The organism is Paenibacillus sp. Marseille-Q9583 (assembly GCF_976954365.1).
Genome location: NZ_CDRJTB010000009.1, coordinates 105,709 through 125,890 on the forward strand (window position 1 = coordinate 105,709; position 20,182 = coordinate 125,890).

General features: G+C 43.9%; 15 protein-coding genes and 1 other RNA gene. 2 read left to right on the forward strand and 14 right to left on the reverse strand.

The window, feature by feature from the left end; genetic code table 11:
* Positions 1–8 precede the first annotated feature (8 nt).
* The 5 genes from ACWNM1_RS06925 to ACWNM1_RS06945 form a co-directional block, all read right to left on the reverse strand.
* A complete protein-coding gene (locus ACWNM1_RS06925; protein WP_449600441.1) occupies positions 9–2,069 on the reverse strand; it encodes a glycosyltransferase family 2 protein in 2,061 nt (686 codons plus the stop codon).
* Positions 2,066–3,454 carry a sugar phosphate nucleotidyltransferase gene (locus tag ACWNM1_RS06930; protein ID WP_449600442.1) on the reverse strand — a complete coding sequence of 463 codons (1,389 nt, stop codon included), beginning with the start codon at positions 3,452–3,454 and terminating at the stop codon, positions 2,066–2,068. Before ACWNM1_RS06930 ends, ACWNM1_RS06925 begins: the two co-directional genes overlap by 4 nt.
* Positions 3,455–3,880: 426 nt before the next feature.
* Positions 3,881–4,051 carry a hypothetical protein gene (locus ACWNM1_RS06935; protein WP_449600443.1) on the reverse strand — a complete coding sequence of 57 codons (171 nt, stop codon included), beginning with the start codon at positions 4,049–4,051 and terminating at the stop codon, positions 3,881–3,883.
* 5 nt (positions 4,052–4,056) lie between these two features.
* Positions 4,057–4,323, reverse strand: coding sequence for a hypothetical protein (locus tag ACWNM1_RS06940; RefSeq protein WP_449600444.1), 267 nt, complete (start codon positions 4,321–4,323; stop codon positions 4,057–4,059).
* A gap of 236 nt (positions 4,324–4,559) precedes the next feature.
* Positions 4,560–6,701 (reverse strand): pectate lyase family protein, encoded by a 2,142-nt coding sequence (locus tag ACWNM1_RS06945; protein WP_449600445.1) that lies wholly within the window; start codon positions 6,699–6,701, stop codon positions 4,560–4,562.
* Positions 6,702–7,036: 335 nt separating this feature from the next.
* Here ACWNM1_RS06945 and ACWNM1_RS06950 point away from each other — a divergent pair, with 335 nt between their 5' ends.
* Positions 7,037–7,237 (forward strand): hypothetical protein, encoded by a 201-nt coding sequence (locus tag ACWNM1_RS06950; RefSeq protein ID WP_449600446.1) that lies wholly within the window; start codon positions 7,037–7,039, stop codon positions 7,235–7,237.
* Positions 7,238–7,378: 141 nt separating this feature from the next.
* On the opposite strand, the gene ACWNM1_RS06955 is transcribed toward ACWNM1_RS06950, so the two are convergent.
* Both ACWNM1_RS06955 and ACWNM1_RS06960 read right to left on the reverse strand, forming a co-directional pair.
* Entirely contained in the window at positions 7,379–8,632 is a 1,254-nt protein-coding gene (locus ACWNM1_RS06955; protein WP_449600457.1) for a mechanosensitive ion channel family protein, read from the reverse strand.
* 87 nt (positions 8,633–8,719) lie between these two features.
* Positions 8,720–9,577, reverse strand: a complete 858-nt coding sequence (locus tag ACWNM1_RS06960) for a LysR family transcriptional regulator (protein WP_449600447.1) — start codon at positions 9,575–9,577, stop codon at positions 8,720–8,722.
* A 128-nt stretch (positions 9,578–9,705) separates the two neighbouring features.
* On the opposite strand from ACWNM1_RS06960, the gene ACWNM1_RS06965 reads away from it, so the two are divergent.
* Entirely contained in the window at positions 9,706–10,695 is a 990-nt protein-coding gene (locus tag ACWNM1_RS06965; protein ID WP_449600448.1) for a zinc-binding dehydrogenase, read from the forward strand.
* 133 nt (positions 10,696–10,828) lie between these two features.
* On the opposite strand, the gene ACWNM1_RS06970 is transcribed toward ACWNM1_RS06965, so the two are convergent.
* The 7 genes from ACWNM1_RS06970 to secG form a co-directional block, all read right to left on the reverse strand.
* Positions 10,829–12,145: an NAD(P)/FAD-dependent oxidoreductase gene (locus ACWNM1_RS06970; RefSeq protein WP_449600449.1), complete on the reverse strand. Its 1,317-nt coding sequence runs from the start codon at positions 12,143–12,145 to the stop codon at positions 10,829–10,831.
* Positions 12,146–12,175: 30 nt separating this feature from the next.
* Entirely contained in the window at positions 12,176–13,495 is a 1,320-nt protein-coding gene (locus tag ACWNM1_RS06975) for an aminoacetone oxidase family FAD-binding enzyme (protein WP_449600450.1), read from the reverse strand.
* 569 nt (positions 13,496–14,064) lie between these two features.
* On the reverse strand, positions 14,065–14,430 hold the full coding sequence (locus tag ACWNM1_RS06980) for a hypothetical protein (protein WP_042184038.1): 366 nt from the start codon (positions 14,428–14,430) through the stop codon (positions 14,065–14,067).
* A 228-nt stretch (positions 14,431–14,658) separates the two neighbouring features.
* Positions 14,659–15,023, reverse strand: a transfer-messenger RNA (tmRNA) gene (gene ssrA, locus ACWNM1_RS06985).
* Positions 15,024–15,221: 198 nt separating this feature from the next.
* On the reverse strand, positions 15,222–15,701 hold the full coding sequence (gene smpB, locus ACWNM1_RS06990; protein ID WP_042123338.1) for an SsrA-binding protein SmpB: 480 nt from the start codon (positions 15,699–15,701) through the stop codon (positions 15,222–15,224).
* Positions 15,702–16,438: 737 nt separating this feature from the next.
* Positions 16,439–19,309, reverse strand: coding sequence for a ribonuclease R (rnr, locus tag ACWNM1_RS06995; RefSeq protein ID WP_449600458.1), 2,871 nt, complete (start codon positions 19,307–19,309; stop codon positions 16,439–16,441).
* A 346-nt stretch (positions 19,310–19,655) separates the two neighbouring features.
* The gene (gene secG, locus ACWNM1_RS07000; protein WP_042123332.1) at positions 19,656–19,889 is read right to left on the reverse strand and encodes a preprotein translocase subunit SecG; all 234 of its coding nucleotides are present in this window, start codon (positions 19,887–19,889) and stop codon (positions 19,656–19,658) included.
* Positions 19,890–20,182: the final 293 nt, after the last annotated feature.

The following is a 20,182-nucleotide window of genomic DNA, read 5'->3' on the forward strand; positions in this document are numbered from 1 at the left end:
TTGTTGGCCTACATCGATGTATCCATTTTTGAGTTTGCATGATGTGTATCCATAGTAGCGTGTCCGTGTGTCGTTTTTTCCCAATAAAATGGTTTGGTGACGAGTTGGATTGCCGCCTTAATTGCTGCGATACTCATCAACACCCAATAAATCGGCGTCAACAATGTGTATTTGATAAGTGAAAATGAAAATACTTTATTTCCTTTGTTATGCAAATCCCTAGTTACCCAGTAAATACCAACAGTGAGACTGTATACAAAAATAAAATTGCCAATAAACAATTCAAAGGCGGCGAAATAATAAATTGGACCTGGGAAAAATAGAGGTATGATTTCCACTTTCGCCAAATACCATAACAACAGCATTGTCCAAAATATAGGGTTTAATAAAGGAAGCATGGGAGTGGCGAGCACCATCGCTTGAAAGCCAAAAAAGCCTTTCGCTCCGAGATCACGCCACAGCTGAACCGGATTACGCATATGGACAAGCCATGTTTGCATATAGCCCTTAATCCACCTCGACCGCTGTCTAATCCAGTTGCCTACTCGACTTGTTGCTTCTTCCCATGTTCTGGAATCAACAATAGCCGTCTTGTATCCTTCTTTATATAGTCGAACTCCAAGATCCGCGTCTTCCGTCACGTTGTACGGATCCCACGCATTAATTTTCTTCAATACATCCGTCTTAAAATGGTTTGATGTGCCTCCCAAAGGTATTGGAATATCGAGTTGCATTACTCCTGGCAGAAGCAATTCAAACCACATACTATATTCATGAGTGAACCAGCGGGTTAGCAGATTTTGATTGCTGTTGTAATAATTAAGCTTTGCCTGTATGCAGCAAACATTTTCTTGACTCGCCTGAAAGGCAAGGTATACCTTTTTCAGCTGATCCGGATCCGGACGATCTTCCGCATCATAGATAACTACATATTCTCCTCTTGCCCGTATAAGACCGTAGTTGCAAGCTTTTGGTTTAGTCTTAGGCAGACTGTGCGGCACAACAAGCACCGTAAAGTAAGATGGAGGCTTGAACGTTCTCAGCAATTCCTGGGCTTCGACATCGTCTTCTTCAATTAGCAGCCTGACATCCAATTTCGATCTAGGATAATCTAAGTTTTCAATATTTCGAATAAGCTGTGGAATGATATTGCTTTCCTTATAAATAGGAACCAGTATGCTATATACCGGCAAGGCTCTCTCATCTATAGCTGCAATTTCTGCCTCAGTGTACCTAAGCTGAGCTGATTCCTTTGCCCCGTAGATTAAAATGGAATACTTAAAGACCGACATCACTAAATATCCGATTTGAACAACGATGTTAAATATGATTAATGTCCACAGCCAATCCCATATCAAGCCACCCACAAATAATACTCCGGATAAAAGTAATCCCATAGTTTGTCTTTGCGTAAATGTAATATGTGCGGAATCCTCTGGTTTTTCGGCTATTAGCTTATCCGTACTTTCCAGCATGAGCTCCTCGACGTAAACTTCTTTCCAGAATAATTCCATCTCGTCTCTAGTTGCCATTACTTGTTCAATCGGGCTGTCCAGATATCTTTCAAGTTCCCCCACTTGTTGCTGAGATAGAATACTACTCACCGCTACCAAATACCGGTTGAAATCTCTATTCAAAATAATCGCATTATAAGCACGGGCCATCGTTTCTGGCAATTTATGCTCCTGCTCAAATGAAAACTCCACACCGATACGGCCCATATTATTCTGAGTGGCAATGGCCCGATATAATTGATCAGGTTCAATAAAACGGAACGATAACAAAATATCTCCTAAGATACCTCCACTTTTCTGTTGAAACAAAAGAGCTTGATCCAGTTGTTCTTGTGTAATCTGCCCTGTATTCACCAGCATTTCGCCTAGTCGTCCTTTGCTTGGAAGCTGCTGAGTGAATAATTGAATCGCTTCGCGATCTACACCTTCGAGTTTCATAATAATATCGCCTAGTCGACCGCCAGATCTTGTCTGGTAGTCAATAGCTTCTTGCAGCTGTTTGCTCGTAATTAAGCCTTCTCTCAACAGTGCATCCCCAATGCGTACAGGCTTCATACGAATATTCTTCCTTTCCTTAGTAGCCTGTGCTCTTCCCAATCGTAGTCATATCTTGTTATGTCTTCTTCACTAACTTCAACACCAATTTGAACCTCAATCAGATCAAGGCTATCTATTGCTCTAATTGCATGTTTCGATCCACACTTAATATGAATCACATCCCCTGAACTCACATTAAACCGTTGCTCATCAACAACAACATCCCCATTTCCGCTAATAATCGTCCATATTTCATCGCGCTTCTTATGAATTTGGTAGCTAATATGTTTTCTAGCCCACACATGCACTCGCTTCGTAACTACTTGCTGGTCCATCTCATTTTTCTCTATATCAATCACACGGTACCATCCATAAAGGGTTTCTTCGTACATAGGCCTTGCAGAAATGGGCTTTATTAACTCCTTAAGCTTGGGACTAAGTTTTTTATCCGAGAACAATATCCCGTCTGGACTGGCAGCGATAATTGCATTGGAAATCCCCATCACAACAATTGGAATCTGCAATTCATTGACGATATGTGTATTCACACTATCCTCACTTAGAATACCTTTCCCATTTAAGTAACTCGGCATCGTGGTTGTCCATTCATCCCAAGTTCCCAAATCACTCCATTTTCCTTCATACGGTTTCACGACAACGTTTCTTTCCTTCTCAACCACTTCATAATCAAAACTGATGGCTGGCATCTTATGATATTGAGTAAGAAGCTCCTCGTATTGCGTAGGCCATTGTGCCGCATCCAATAATTGAAGTAAATAGCCTAAGCGGAAAACAAATACCCCGCAATTCCAGAGTGCACCCATAGCAATCAATTGTGATGCTTCGTCTGAAGTAGGCTTTTCAACAAATCGGTCAATTGTTAACAAAGCTGCAGCTTCATCTGATGAATCGGGAAGTATATAACCGAACTTCTCTGAAGGATGCGTCGGTTTCAAGCCAATAAGCCCTATATTAGCTGTCGATGATTCAAATTCAAGCGCAAGCTGCCTAATAGCAACAAAAAAGCCTTCATCTGCTTCAACATCGACAGGCATGACTACAACTACCTCTTCTTCGTTCACATACCATTTCGTATGCAAAAAACTCGATGCCAGACATATTGCTGGGAAAGTGTCCCTCTTAACAGGCTCGAGCACCAGAGTAACATCATCGCCAAGTTGAGATTCGATAACCTCTTGCTGCACCCTGCTTGCTGCAATTACCGCCGAAGAAGCAAGATCATACTTTTTTAAGTTGTTCCATACTCGTTGAATCATTGAAGTTTGACTTTCATTAATGCCATTATCACTATTCATTACCTTTATAAACTGTTTCGAACGATAGTCGTTTGATAACGGCCATAATCGCTTTCCAGATCCGCCAGATAATAGTATTATTTTCATAGTATTCTCCTTCTAGCTATTAATGAAAGATTATAGATCTCAATGAAAGGAACCTAAGGGCAGGGTCACTATTAATCTAGTTTATCTGACGATACTCATCCAATATGGCAATAGCCGTAATCACATCTAGATAATTCATACATAATCTAACATATAAACCTTCCAAATACTAGAATTCTACATTTTTCTTAAAAAAAGGATCCTATTACACAAAAAAATATGATCAAATTGTTACGAGGACCCCTAGAGGTTATAGATAAAGCAAAAACCACACCCTCTTGCTGATGTGGTTTTACATGGTGGACCCGAATAGTAGCTATGCCAAATCACAATTCACCTGAGCTCAGAACCTAGGTAGCCTAATTACGTGTATACGGTTTGTAAAATTGTCTTCCGTTGTGGATCAGTGTCACTCGAGCGTTGACATCACTTGCTACGCTTAATTAATGTGCAAGTCACCTCATGAGATGCTATTTCACCTTGTTCCTGACTGAATGCAGCAGACAGATCACAGCCGAAGCGATAAGCATTACCACCAGCTTGAATCGATGCATCAATCACTGGACCGCACGAAACATAAACATGTTCATTCCGCACGCCTTCTAATACTGCGCCTCACGATTTAAATCATACAACTCTTCCCCATGCGATGTGATTCGACTCAAACCGATCGTCGCCGGAAATTTCAAAAAATGAGTAATCTGCTCACGTATCCTATCAATCACAGGCTTCAGCTTATCGTACCAAACGTCTACCTCTTCATGCTCTGCCCATAGCCGAACCACAACTTGATCATTAAAAGAGTTGATGACCAAGTCCTCCAGTTGCTGATGCTCCAATAATTCTGTAACAAATTGTTCGGTAATCATCTTTAAGCTTCATATTGTAATCCCTCATGCTGATAAACTATGTCCTCAGCGTACAAATCGTTTGATATGAAGTCAATTACCACAAAAAAAATTGCCGATAATAATATAGTCTTAACCAAACACTAACAATCTGCAATGATTAGAGTCTTAAGATCATAAAAAATAGCGACCCTGACCAAAAAAGCTGCTAAGGATATTACAATATCCTCAGCAGCCTATATTTAATAAAAAACTACCTATTCCAACTTCATATAATACAGATTAGCCGTACTATCCTTCGTAATGGTATGTGCACCCGCAGTAAGTGAGATAGTGGCAATGCCATTCGTTATAGGATAACTTGTTCCATCCACTTTTATTTTAGTTCCTTCTGTATTGAACACTAGGGTTAGGGTTGAAGCTTTAGCAGCTGTGAACTGAATACTGGTTACACTCTCGATTTTTAGACATTGAGTTAGGGTTAACCCCTGATATGTCACATTTCCCTTACTTGTTGAGAGATTCCCTTGGACATTGAAGAAGCTGCTCGTTGTTCCATCAGTGGTAAAGTTATGAACGGTTGCTCCTGCTGTCGGCACTGGGGTTGTCGTCGGTGTCGTCGTGGGTACAGGTGTTGCTGTTGGTTCTGGTGTTATTGTTGGAGATGGTGTTGGCACAAGAGTAGCCGTTGGAGTCGGTGTCGGACTTGTTGGGTTAGAATTGCCCCCTACAGAGACAAGCCCCGTTGTGTAGCTTCTGATTGCAGACATCAGTGCAGTATTCAGCGCATACGATGCGTCATCCACGGAATCATTAAATGCCCATATGAAGTCTCCGCCATTCAGGCGTCCGGCTTTTGCCGTAACAACCTGTTCCACATTGCTTACGTTGTCAATATTCGATACGTTCACTCCAGTTTGGACACTCGTATCGAAGTTATTATAAGCTGTTCCGCCCTTTAATGCTTTGTATGAGCTTGGGACGATTTCATTTCTCGACGAGGCTAAATAGGCATCAAATGAGGCTGCATTTGCCGGAGCTGTCCCTGTATTGGAGTTAGCGTAGATAAGACTTGAAGCATCAACAATAAGATTGTTATAAGCTTTAATCACACCTCCATTTTCACCCGAGAACGTACCCTCACCTAAAGTATCTGTACCCTGTAAGGAACTAAGCATTGGATCTTTAGTATTTCTAAAGACATTGGATTCCACAAAAGCCGATGCTCCGGTTGTAACGCCGACACCATATTTCGAGACTCCATCATAGAAGTTATTATAGACGTGAACAGAGGCTACTCTGATCCGCGGATGACGGGAGTCCGAATGATCGAACCAGTTATGGTGGAAGGTAACAAAGAATTCTGCAGACTCACTAAGTCCGACTAGAGCAGCCTTTCCGGAATCAAAGTAGTGGTTGTACGAGATGGTAATGTACGTCGATCCTTTTTTGAGGTCCGTAGATCCGTCACCTTTGGCTTGGTCTGCATCGCCCCCTGCGGATCCATAGAAAATATCATTATTATGCACCCATACATTCGCATTGCCTGTGTCCATTGAAATGCCATCGTCAGGAAATAACATCACACCCAGATTCCTTACTTCCAAATTACCAACATATCTAAGCAGCAATCCCCAGCCGTATGCATAAGCATCTTTTCCGATACCTTCGATTGTAATATTCATTTCCGAATAATTATTTTTACCTTTGACTTCAAGATATCCACTGCTGTTAAGCTGTCCACTCAGGTCAGTAGCTGTAACTTTACCGATCATTCGGATGGCAAGCGGGGTTGTATCATAACCCTTTTGTCTCAGAGCCAAGATGTTACCAAGACCAACGCCTGTTTGTACAGCATCTGAGCTGTTGATTTTCACATCAAGTGTTACGGTATTTGCATTCTGAGATGTTATATACACCACTTGAGCACCATTCTTGAGGGTTCCATTCTCATTATAAGCGCCAGAACCCGTACCAAATGGCGAGCTTGCCGAAAAAGCAAACCCAGATCGATCATATGACGTTACGGATAACGTATTTGATACCGAAGTTGCCGTTCCTCCCCCTGACAGGGTAGCTTCAACCTTCATTACATAACTTCCAGCTGCAAGCCCTACAGCATCCGCTCTCCAATAGGAAGAATATTTGCGGATCAATTCATTATCAATCTGTTGGTACCCCGAATCTGATGCGCTTTCCTGTTTAACATATACGTTATATCCTGTCGCATTACTTACAGGTGACCATTCCACATATGCCGCTTCATTCCAGCCTCCACTGCCTGTTATCGAAAGACCAGCAGCATGCACTACTGTATTTGTCCATCCACCTGCTATCAATGAAAGTGCAAGAGAAAACAACACACCAATACTGATTACCTTGGCAATACTTTTTTTCATTTTTTCCCTCCTGATTCTAATTTGTTGCAGATAGAATTGTAACCGCTTGCAAGAAGATATAAAGTTTCCTTTTCACCTCCTGAAAATATTACATTTTATGGGACTAAAACATCCTCAACATATCAGAACAGAAATCAGTTCCGATACAATCATTTGCTCATATTTTTCACATCTAACAGTATTCTGAGTTAATGATTATAGGACAGAACATTGATACACCCGTACTTTCAGCAATGTATCCTGGGCTCTTGTGAAAATACAACACGAATAGCCACACAGTAGCCAGCACATAATAAAAATCACAACCATTAGATAATCAAGGGAGGAGCTTTCAATTGAGTGCAAATCAACCAGATAAGAATCTAATCAACACAGTAAAAGAACTGGAAGCCACGCCCGTAAACAGCCTGGAAGCCACGCCCGTAAACAGCCTGGAAGCCCAACAGCAGCAGCAAGCCCGTAATGATCGCCGCAAACAAGCTCTACATGACAGCGATGGAAAATTCTCAGAAAATGAATCTGGGAACTTCCATTAGAGTCTTCAGCTATGTCCGAACCCCAATAAATCGTACGTTTTATGAACCTTTCCAAAATGAAAAAAACGTAAAAAAGCGACCACGATGGTCGCTTTTTTACTGATATTAAGAAATGCCTTCTCCTGCAAATCATTTTTATCTTCAGTATCCTGATGAATACTCTTTGCTTTCTTTTAAGCGAGCGATATCATGGCCCGTCGGGTTTTGGAAGACACGAAGCCCAAATATCGGTACAACTGCAAAAATGTGATCAAAGATATCAGCTTGAACCGATTCATACACCACCCAGTTAGTATCATTGCTAAACGCGTAGATTTCTAAGGGCAGCCCATTATCCTCTGGCGCTAGCTGTCTGACGATCAGTGTCATATCCTTATGAATTTTAGGATGATTCCTCAGATATTCATGGATATATTCTCTGAATACACCAACATTCGTGAGATGTCTTCCATTTACTTTACTCTCCGTATTGATTTGATGTTCGATATTATAAATGCTAATTTCATTTAATCTTGCCCTTATATAATCGGAAAGGTAGTGAATCTTCTGGAATTCCTCCATCATTTCTTTTGTACAAAAGCATATGCTGCTTGTATCGATATGAACGCTTCGTTTAATCCTTCTGCCGCCAGATACTTGCATGCCCCTCCAGTTTTTAAACGAGTCTGAAATAAGGGCGTAGCTAGGAATCATGGTGATTGTTTTATCGAAATTCATAACCTTTACCGTATTTAATGTAATGTCAATTACATCACCATCCGCATTATATTTAGGCATTTCGATCCAATCGCCTACACGCACCATATCATTAGATGATAATTGAACACCTGCCACCAAGCCCAATATAGAATCTTTGAAAATCAGCATAAAAACAGCTGATAATGCACCTAACCCACTAAGTATAATCAATGGATTCTGACCAATGAGGTTAGAGATCACCACAATAACACCAATGACAAATAGAATAATCTTTGCAACCTGAATGTACCCCTTGATCGGTCTAATCTTGGAGACCTCAAATGAGCGATAAATAGCATCGATGGCATTAAGCAGTGCATTAAACACCGTGATAGTTACAATAATCATATAAGTTAAGGCGGATTTTTCAATAAAAGCCTGATATAGCGGAAAGATAGACGCAGAAAAATAGATGATGAAGGCTGGCGCAAGATGCGACAGCTTGTGAAACACTTTTTTCTCCAAAACGATATTATCCCATGCATACCGATCCTTACTAATGAAATGAATAATTATCTTCAGCACGATTTTTTTGGCTATTAAATTGGCCAGTACAGAGAGTAGTGCTATAAATAAGACCATGATTATATTCGAAAGATAACCTGTCATTTGTTCGTTTACACCGTATCCTGCTAGTTGATCTTTTATAAAATTCATCATTTCCTCCTGCTGCGTGTTACTTAAATTGTTTGATGAAATGGTCTAGCACTAACATTCGACGTATCGATCGTTGCGGGTGAACTATTATTGTCTAGTTTCAACTAATTGTATTAACCTGGTTAACGCGCTTGAGTAAATTGTGTCATGTCTATGCACAAACCATACCTGCAAATCTCGATACTCTTCAGGCAAACGGTGGGAAGTGATTATGCCCTGTTCTTCCGCCTTGGCAATCGATGACTGTGGCAGCATAGACACACCAAGTCCAGAGGAAACGCCATCTAGAATAACTGCTAATGTGCCAAATTCCATAATCTGATAAGTGGTCAGGCCAATGCCTCTCAGAAAACTCTCTGCTTTTGCCCGATGCGTACATCCAACGTCAAAGAACAACATCGGTTTCATGAGTAGCTCATACATTTCGTTTTGTCCCGGCTCAGAGATCAACACCAACTCCTCTTCAAAGGCCGCGATATGTTCTATATCTGGCTCATCAACAGGACCATAGACGAACGCTCCATCAAGCTCGTAATCCAACACCTTTTGTAAGAGTGCATGTGTCACACCCGTAGTGAGCGATAAATTAACATCCGGATATCGTGATTGATACTCGGCCAATAGAGGAGTCAGGTGAATGACTGCAGTCGCTTCAATGGAGCCTATCCGAAGAGGCCCTGCAGGATGGTCCGAGTATTGTGTAGTTTTCACAGCCTCGTCCATCAGAGTCAGTATTTTATCCGCATATCCCAGTAAATTCTCGCCAGCCAAAGTTAGCGTCATTCCTCGATTGGATCTCCGAAAAAGGGGTGTTTTCAACTGAGCCTCAAGATACTGAATTCGAGTCGTCACATTAGACTGTACATAGTTCAACATTTGCGCAGCCTTGGTTATGCTCCCCTCTCGAGCCACAGCCTGAAATATTCTTAAATCTCCGCTTTCCATTTCTATGTCACCTGCTTGGTATGATCATTTATGATACTCACATTCGGTTTTGTTCATTTTACTGTATGATTCCCACTCTGTACAATTCAATATAGATTCATTGAAATACGAATTACTGGAGGATTAGGATGAAAGCAATCGTACATGCTGGGATGAACGGCTTGAAGAGCCTGACATATGAAGACGTTGTTGACAAACAGCCGGGCTTCGGCGAAGTAAAAGTAAGGCTGAAAACCGCAGGGTTAAATCATCGAGACTTATTTCTCATGGCGGATCGAACAAATGAGGATGCTCCCCTGATTATGGGCTCTGATGGGGCGGGTATAATTGAAGCGGTAGGTGAAGGCGTAACATCACTTACAGTAGGTACCGATGTAATCATTAATCCGTGTATCGGATGGGAAATCACCCACGATGTCCCGAACGTTCCGGCCATAGTGGGCGGCCCTTCAGATGGTACATTTGCCGAGTCTATCATCATCCCTGCGCAAAATGCCATCAGCAAGCCAGCTTATTTGTCTTGGGAAGAAGCGGGCGTGTTGCCCTTGTCTGCCTTGACAGCCTATCGGGCTTTGTTTACGAGAGGCCGATTACAGCAAGGTGAACATATCCTTATTCCAGGTATTGGTGGCGGTGTGGCTACTTATGCCATGCTTATGGCTTCAGCAGCGGGTGCACGAGTCAGTGTCACATCACGAAGTGAAACAAAAAGACAAGTTGCTCTTGCACATGGGGCAGATCATGCCTTTGACAGTCATAGTGATTGGAAGGAAAGTATGAAAGGAGAAACAGTGGATCTCATCCTGGATAGTATCGGGCCAGCGACGTTCCAACAGTACTTTGATATCATTAAGCCAAATGGCCGGATCGTTACATTTGGGGCAAGCTCAGGAGATCGATTGGAATTAGCAGTACGATCCATATTTTACCCCCAAATTAGTATCATCGGCACCTCAATGGGAAGCAGTGAGGAGTTTGTTGCGATGCTTCAATTTATGGAACTCCACTCGATATACCCTATCATTGATAGAGTGTATCCTTTACAAGACACCCTTCAAGCCTTTCAGCGAATGCAACAGGGGGAGCAGTCTGGGAATATTGGAATAAGAATTGATTGAAAAAAGACACCTCACAAGGTGTCTTTACTTACTCCAAACGGAGCCGTGGCGTGGCAAATTCACTAACCGCCGTGCGTTCAAGTGCATGCAAGTATTCACCGCAACGTATCAAGGTCAGCAACCCTCTATCCTCTTATGTGGTGCCGGCACGTCGTTTAGCAAGCGCCATTGCAGCGACATGGCCTGAGCTCCAGGCCCATTGCAGGTTATAGCCGCCGCAATCACCATCGACATCCATCACCTCACCTGCCAAATAAAGCCCAGGTACAATCTTAGATTCCAACGTTCCTTCAACTAGGTCAATCGTATCGATCCCACCAGCTGTTGTTTGTGCATTCGTGAAGCTATTGGTATCGGCCACTTTAAATTCCCAACGCTTCATGAGTCGATAAAATATTTTCTTAGTTTTCCACGATAAATCCTCACAGAGCAGGTGAACCTGTTGATCAATTCCCGCTTCCTTCAGCAGAACCGGAATCAACTTCTTGCTGATGATGCCGATAAAGGCGTCCGCAACTGTCCGGTGCCCGAAGATCGCCCAGTGTGTTTCCAGAAAATCAATTACCTCTTCTTCCGTACGTTCCGGCATCATATCAACCGACAATGTCACGGACTCTCCTCTTCCGAGATTATACGCAGCCTTCCTGCTTAGCTGAAGTATTGGCGGGCCCGAGATGCCATAGTCCGTGAAAAGAATTTCACCATATTCACTGCGGATGACTTCATTGTTTACGATAATATGACCAAATCCCTCGAATTTGATGCCAGATAGTTCCTTCAAATACGGATAATCTAACTTCAATTGCACAATGCCTGCCACAGGATGAATCATAGTATGTCCCAGCCGTTCGACAAGCGTATAACCGGATCCATCTGTTCCCGTTTTCGGAGCAGTAAGACCCCCCGTACATAGAAAGAGGTATTCGCTGGTATACTCGACTAGCTCCTCTGTCTCCGTTTGGCATTTAATCGTAAAGCGCGGATGTTCCTCCGAAACGATAATATCCAACACTTTATGTTTATAATATACGGGAACATTCCGATCCTCCAGCGCCAGCTTAAATACACCCGGCACCGAAGCCGCCTGCAGCGACATCGGATACATCCGGCCATTCTCCAAGCTTACAAAAGGAAGCCCGAGCGAGGAGAAAAATTCGATCGTTTGGCGGACACCGAATTGCCGCAATACATGTATTGGGAATCCTTCCTGATTACTGTGGTACTTGCGTGATAAAGCGGCCGCTTCATCCGTACCGGTGGCGGTGGATTGGTTCGTAATGTTGCAACGCCCGTTACCCGTCGTTATTATTTTCTTCCCAAGCCGGTCATTGCTTTCAATAATTGCTGTATCAATACCTTGATCCCTCGCTGTAACTGCAGCCATTAGACCTGCAGCACCCCCACCGATAATGAACAGCTCGTGGTGCTTAGAAGTCTGATCCTCATACATGTTAATTGATGCATCCCTTTTCCTATAAATTTATTGAATTTGCTTAGCTAGCGCCATCGCGGCCACATATCCGGAACTCCATGCCCATTGCAGATTATAGCCGCCGAAATCTCCGTCCACATCCATCACTTCGCCAGCCAAATAAAGACCAGGCACTAACTTGGATTCCAGCGTTCCCTCGATTAGTTCAGTCGTATCGATGCCACCAGCTGTCACTTGCGCATTCGTAAAGCCATTGGTATCCGTCACTTTAAATTCCCAACGCTTCAAGATTCGATAAAATGTCCTCTTGGTTTTCATCGATAGATCCTGGCAAAGTAGCTGTGGCTGCTGGTCGATGCCTGCCTCCTTCAGCAGGACAGAAACCAACTTCTTGTTGAAGATACCCACAAGAGAATCTGCAACAGTCCGGTGTCCAAAGGTCTCCCAGAGCATTTCCAAAAAATTAACTAGCTCTTCCTCCGTGCGGTCCGGCATCAGATCAACCGATACTGTCACATTCTCTCCTCTTGCGAGATGATAAGAAGCTACCCTGCTTAGCTGAAGAGCTGCCGGACCAGAAATGCCATAATCCGTGAAAGCAATCTCACTAGATGCACTGAGAATGTTTTTACCATTTACAAAGATATGGGCTTGTCCCTGAAATTTGATACTGGTCAGCGCCCTCATATTCGGATACTTCAGCTTCAATTGCACAATGGCTGGCAAAGGCTCGACCAGGGAGTGCCCCAGACGTTCGGCAAGCGTATAACCAGGAGGTTCTTTTCCCGCATTTGGACCGGCAAGGCCACCCGCACAGAGAAATAGATATTCACTGGTATAAACAACCTCTTGTACCTCCCCCTCCTCTGTTTCCGTTTGGCATTTTATCGTGAAGCGCGGATGATTCGTCGAAACAGTAACATCCAACACTTTGTTCTTGAGGTATACCGGAACATTCCGATCCTCCAGCGCAAGCTGAAAAATATCCTGCACCGCTGCAGCTTGCAGCGACATCGGATACATCAAGCCCTCCTTCAATCTTGTAAGCGGAAGCCCGAGCAAGGAGAAAAAATCAATGGTTTGACGAATGCCAAATTGCTGTAATACCGCCAATGGAAATCCAGCCTGATTACTGTGGTACTTACGCGACAAAGCGACCGCTTCATCCGTACCCGTCGCAGTGGAATCATTCGTAATGTTGCAGCGGCCATCACCTGTCATTAATATCTTCTTTCCAATCCGGTCGTTGCTCTCCAGAATGGCAGTATCGATACCCATATCACGCGCAGTAACAGCAGCCATTAGTCCGGCAGCACCTGCGCCGATAATTAACAGCTTGTGGTGCATAGAAGTCTGATTCTCATACATGGTTGGTCAATGCATCCTTTATCCAATTTTTCTAAAAGCACAGAAACACTTTATTAAATTATAGCATAAGTATACTGGTTTTCATTTATATCTCCCTATTAACTCCTCCGTCCTATGTTTGCCATTTTTATCCTTATATAGAACCTTAAATCTTTTGGTCTTCACGCCTTCTTCACTGCAATCTTTAATTCCACATACGAAAGTTACTGGACCTAGCAAGATACTCATTTTTTTGAACCGCCACGCATAGTCCAGATCATACTCTGAAAATATGAAAAAAGACACCCTTCATGGTGTCTTCAATAATACTCCATATGGAGCCGAGGGGATTCGAACTCCTGTCCGAAGATAACGGCACATTAGCTTTTACGAGTGTAGTTACAGTTTTGATGTCACCCTAGAAGCATTCTAACCAGCATTTGATGGGTCCGTCTGATTTTACTTAGATAAAAATTGGCTATATCACTGTTCTTCCTTGTTATATATTTAACAAATTATATAAGTTAATACGCAGAAAGTACCTTTGCCGCTACAGATAATGGCTGGATTCTTTTAATTTTTAGAAGTTGCTAATTCCCTGCAGAATCAAGATACGTTTCAGCTTCTTCTATCGATTCGTACAAGTTTGCAATATCTTTAAACATACGATGCATTTGCGTTTTGTAGAAAGAGGTAGGCGCAACATACACCCATTTGTGTTTTGTAGAGATTCCAGCTTTCACAGCATCTTCACTAGTTGGAGCAAGAATTGCCAACACCTCTTGCTTAAATACCAGGCCACCAGTAATTACAGTCATACCTGTAAACCCTCGCTTAGTTTTCTTCAGTACTTTCGGAAATTGTTCCGCGTACGCAAGGGCATCCTCAACATCCATACCGTCCGATGTTACAATAATTCTGTTTTTGTTTTTAACATAATCAATAGTAAAACTCATGATAGTAATTCCTCCGAATATTTTTGTTTTTGGATGCTTAATACCATAATTTTATATCATTTCGGGCTCTTATAGATATTATTAACTTCAAAGTGAATGATCTAATTTTAGATGTAGACAACATGTCTACAATAGTGAACACATTTAGTTCCCACAACTCCTTGTCTACATTCGGTCTACAGTCCAACCACTAAACAGCAAAAAACCCGCTAAAATAGCGGGTTTTTCTTATGGAGCCGAGGGGAGTCGAACCCCTGTCCGAAGATAACGGCACATAAGCTTCTACGAGTGTAGTCACAGTTTTGATGTCACCCGAGTATCGCCCCGTAACCGGCTATACGTTGGGTCAGCCTGATTATCTTCTTCCGTTGACCCCAGGCGGAGACCAGACGGCGTATCCCACTACTTGTTAGCCCCTATCCCTGTCACATGGGCGATGCAGGGTAGAAGCACGCGCGCAGTTTCTTAGGCTGCGAAAGCGTAGTTGTTTTGTTGTTTGCCGTTTAATAGGCTTTAGCGTTGATGAAGCGGACGCGTCCCCACTACTCGCTACTCATGCTCGAACTACCCCCGTCGAATCCAAGAACGGCCCCTCATTAAAAAGGGCGCTTCGGATCAAGCGGATCTTCCAAGCAAGAGAGATCCTATCCACAGCTTCTTCTTCAAGAAGTCTGTAACGAAGCAATAATCTTACTTACTCAGTATATCACATTTATCAATACTTTAACACGTAGGTTAAAGGAATTGAAGGTGGAAACTGGTACTCATTTGAATCGTACATTATTCCTAGATTATCTGGCGATCTTTTGCTTCTCACGCAATACACGCTGGATATCACGCTGAGCATCACGCTTAGCAGCAGAGTCACGTTTATCGTACTCTTTCTTACCTTTACCAAGGCCAATTAACAGCTTCGCATATCCATTTCGCACATAAACCTTGAGTGGCACAATCGTAAATCCATCTCGCTTGGACAAGCCCAGCAGTTTATGAATTTGCTCCTTATGCATCAGCAATTTACGAGTACGCGTCGGGTCCGTAGGGTTAGCACGATTACCTTGTTCAAAAGGGCTGATATGCATGTTGTGAATGTGAATCTCACCGTTACGGATCGTAGCAAAAGCATCTCCAATATTAGCGCGGCCATTACGCAGCGACTTGATCTCTGTACCTGTCAGCACCAAGCCAGCTTCATAAGTATCCTCGATAAAATAATCATGGGAAGCTTTTTTGTTCTGGGCAAGTACTTTCCCGTCTGCTTTTTTACCCATGAGAATCACTCCTTGAATCATATTCATAAGTTAAAGTAACCATGTCTCTCTAATCTTAAACGACATAGTCATCGAACGTCTGATCTATATTGTAACAAATGGAATCGATTGTGCGCAAGGAAGGATCAGGTAATCCTTTCCCAGCCATTTTGACAACTAGTTGTCAGTAAGTTTACCCGATAATTAACTTTAATTACATTTATTGATAAACGAGTGTTTTATGTTTCTATATTCACACATCGCAGTCAACTCATCCCCTTTTCTATTCAATCTTCTCCCTCCGATGGCTACGCTAATGCTACATAAATGCACTTTATACATCTATTTAATATATTTAAACGCTCGATGGTTATTTAGTTGTACTTTCTGCAGTTAAAAACTTGAAATCATGCCGTTTTGAAGATACTGATCCGATTTAGATGTACAAAGTGCAATTAACCTCAATCTCTACTGAAACGCCAGAATTTTAACTGCACATTATGCAATTAAAAAATAAGCATCGTGATAAGCACGGGTTACTTTGCTCCAACATAAGTGTCATAGTTACAAAACTACGCTGTCACATAGCTTCTTCTGATTATTACTCAACAAACTTGTGGCAACCAATAGTCTCGGTCAGAAACGAGAATTTCACACTTGAGCCGCGAAAAAGAATTAAAAAAGCACCGCCCCCAATCAAAGGAGGCAGTGCTTTATCTTTCGTCATAGAGCTACGAAACGTAGCCCAATAACGTTATTTATTTCTTCTTTCTCTTACGAGGAGCTCCGTCTGGAGCGCTGCCTGTAGTGTCACTACGTTTAGAAGCGGCTTGTTCCGACGTCTGAACGTTGCCCGGTGTCACGGATTGACCGATGAATACACCGCCTTTGTTCTTCTTTTTCCGGCGACCTTTACCTGTTGGAGCGCCGCTACGGCCTTCTCCACCGCCAAAGCTACCGCCGCGGTCCTCACGGCTACGGAACTTCGTGCTGCCGTCCAGGCCGCGAACTTCGCCGCCGGAAGAGTCAGACGCAGGAGCGCCGTATCCGCCTTTGCCGGAGCCAAAGCCGAAGCTGATGCCGCGTCCACCACCGGCACCGCCGTTATCACCGCCGCGGCCTCGCCCGCCGCTGCGCTCACGTGGCGCGCCTGCGTTACCGCCGGCTTCGCCCTTGCGCTCTGCACCGGGGCTTCCGCCCGGCGCCGCAACTACCCGGCTCGCATCCTCGCCGGCATCACGCCCGCGCTTCCGCTTTCCGCGTCCGCCCGGTGCGCCAACACCGGCCGCTTCGCCGGCGCGCACACCAGCGCCCGGCTTGCCCTTGCCCGCGCCTACAGCAGCGCCGGGCTTGCCTTTACCGCCGCGGCCCTTGCTGCCCGCGCCGCCTTTACCCCCGGCTGGCGCCTTGAAGCCGCCGCTACCTGGACGGCCGCCTTTGCCACCGCGGCCACCTCCAAAACCACCGCCGCGATGCTCACCGGGCGCGCGTGGTTTCATGTCGACCAACTCGAAATCGATCGTGTGGTCATCCATGTTTACTTTGGCCACTCGAATTTTCACCTCGTCGCCAATACGGAACACCCGTGATGTGCGCTCGCCGATGAGCGCCATATGGGCCTCGTCGAAGTGATAATAATCGTCGCTCATAGCGCTGAGACGAATAAGGCCTTCGACGGTATTGTCCAGCTCGATGAACATTCCGAAGCTGGTCACACTGCTGACCATTGCCTCGAATTCCTCGCCTACTTTATCCTGCATGTATTCAGCTTTCTTCAGCTGCTCTGTATCGCGTTCTGCTTCTACTGCTACACGCTCACGCTCCGAGGACTGCTGAGCAATGTCAGGCATCCTGCCGGCCAAATAATCATGTCGTTTCTGGCTCAGCGCCCCTCCATTCTCAATCACTTCACGCATTACGCGGTGAATGACCAGATCGGGGTAACGGCGAATCGGCGAAGTGAAGTGGGAATAGTATTCCGCAGCCAGTCCGAAATGGCCTGTGCTCTCCGCATCATATTTCGCCTGCTTCATGGAACGCAACATCATTGTGCTAATAACAGTCTGTTCTTTAGTCCCTTGGATTTGTTCCAACAGATCCTGCAAAGCACGTGGATGAACCGAATTGCCGCGTCCCTTCACGTGATATCCGAAATTAGCCGCAAAAGCCATAAAATTCTGCAGCTTCTCGGGATCTGGATCTTCGTGAATCCGATAAAGGAACGGAACCTTCAACCAGTGAAAATGCTCCGCGACCGTTTCATTCGCCGCGAGCATAAATTCCTCGATAATCTGCTCAGCTACAGAACGCTCACGCTTCACAATATCTACAGCCTTGCCGTTCTCATCTACGATGATTTTACTCTCTTCAAAGTCAAAATCAACCGCACCCCGCCGCATCCGAGCATCACGCAGCTTCATCGCCAATTCTTTCATGAGACGGAAATCATCAATTAATGGACTATAACGCTCCAGCAATTCTGGATCTTCATCCTCCAAAATTTTGCGAACATTGGAATAAGTCATTCTTTCCTTGGTGCGAATCACACTTGTAAAGACATCGTGCTTCACGACCTTCATGTGTTCGTTAAATTCCATCTCGCAAGACATCGTTAAGCGGTCTACCTGTGGATTCAAACTACAAATCCCGTTAGACAAACGGTGAGGCAGCATCGGAATCACCCGATCCACCAAGTACACACTACAGCCCCGATCATAGGCTTCTTTATCGAGCTCAGAGCTCTCACGTACGTAATAACCAACATCCGCAATATGCACGCCTAGCTTGTAGTGTCCGTTCTCCAGTCGCTGAACATTAACCGCATCATCCAGGTCCTTAGCATCCTCACCATCAATCGTGACAATGTTTAGTCCGCGCAAGTCGCGACGTCCCTGCTCAGCAATTTCCTCTTCTGTGATTGAATCCGGAGCGTTGTCCGCTTCGTTCATTACTTCAGCGGGAAAGGCCTCTGGTAACTGATGCTTACGGATAATAGATAGAATATCGACTCCCGGATCATCCTTATGTCCGAGGATCTCAATAATTTCACCCTCTGCCGCTGATCGGCCTTCTGGATAATTCACGATACGTACAACGACCTTTTGACCGTCTACCGCCCCCATGAAGGATTGCTTCGGAATAAAAATATCGCGATTAATCCGTTTATCATCAGGCAGCACAAAGCCATAGGTCTCCAAATTTTGAAATACGCCAACCGTCTGCAATACTCCCCGTTTTACAATGCGTTCAACTTCGCCCTCCATTCGTCCGCCGGACGGACTTTTAGAGGTAATACGGATAAGGACGATATCACCATTCATAGCTCCCTTAAGATCATTCGCATGGATATATACGTCAGGATGATCACGATCATCCGGGATAAGAAAAGCGAAGCCTTTCGCATGAGCCTGTAACCGGCCTCGCAGTAAATCCATCCGTTCCGGCACGCCATAACGTGCATTACGAGTTAATACAATTCTTCCGTCCTGCTCTAATTCAATTAGTAGTTCCTCGAACTTTTTAAACCCTGTGCTATCTTCTAGAGCAAAATGGCTCACCAGCTCTTCATAAGTCATTGGTTTATATGCAGTTTCCCGCATGAAATCGAGTAATATTTCTTGTGTTATCATGTTCGTCACCCCAGCCCTCCGCGGCTCCAAGCCGCTGGCAAATATGTATGTCTTGTCCTGCTCTGTAGTAATGCCAAGTAAAATTTACCTTTACCTACTTCATACCCTAGTATACACGAAATCAATCCTGCGCATCCCTGTTACTGTTATCCAAAAGTAAACGCAGTACGAAATTTCATTCACAACGAAGAAGAAAGTCAGTTTATTATGGCTCTAACTTACAGAATCTTATTCTTTCTGCTATGCAAAGAAAAGCACCTGCAGGTGCTTTATCTCCTTTTAATTATAACAAAAAAGCCTTCGCTCCATTCCATTCAGAACAGAGCGAGGGCTTACTGTAGGTACTTTAGTCAATGAAAACAGCAGCTAGAATCGCCATAATGAAAAATCCTGCAGCAAGTCCAACTGTTACACGTTGTAGTACGAGTTCCATACCACGGGCTTTTGTTTTACCAAAGAGATGCTCAGCACCACCGGAGATGGCACCGGAAAGACCCGCGCTTTTCCCCTTTTGCAGAAGAACGACCGCAATAAGACCGACGGAAAAAATCAGGAGCACAACTTTCAAAAAGATATCCATTCACTTCCACCTCCTACGCCTAAGCATCACTATCTATGGTAATTGAGGTTATCACGATACATAAACAGTATTCTTATTTTATCATAGCAGTGCCGGTAATACAACCGCCTAGACTGTTAAGTCGTAGCTTTTCTTGAAAGATTAGGATAAACACATATAAAAAAAAGACCCGCCATAATGGCGGGGTTTTGTCCCTTCCTTTAAAAACTTATTATTTTTTTATGGTGTCTGAGGACTTTTGGCCGTTGTAGTTTTCGCATTCTCCCCAACCGTCTTTCCTTCGTCGCAATTAG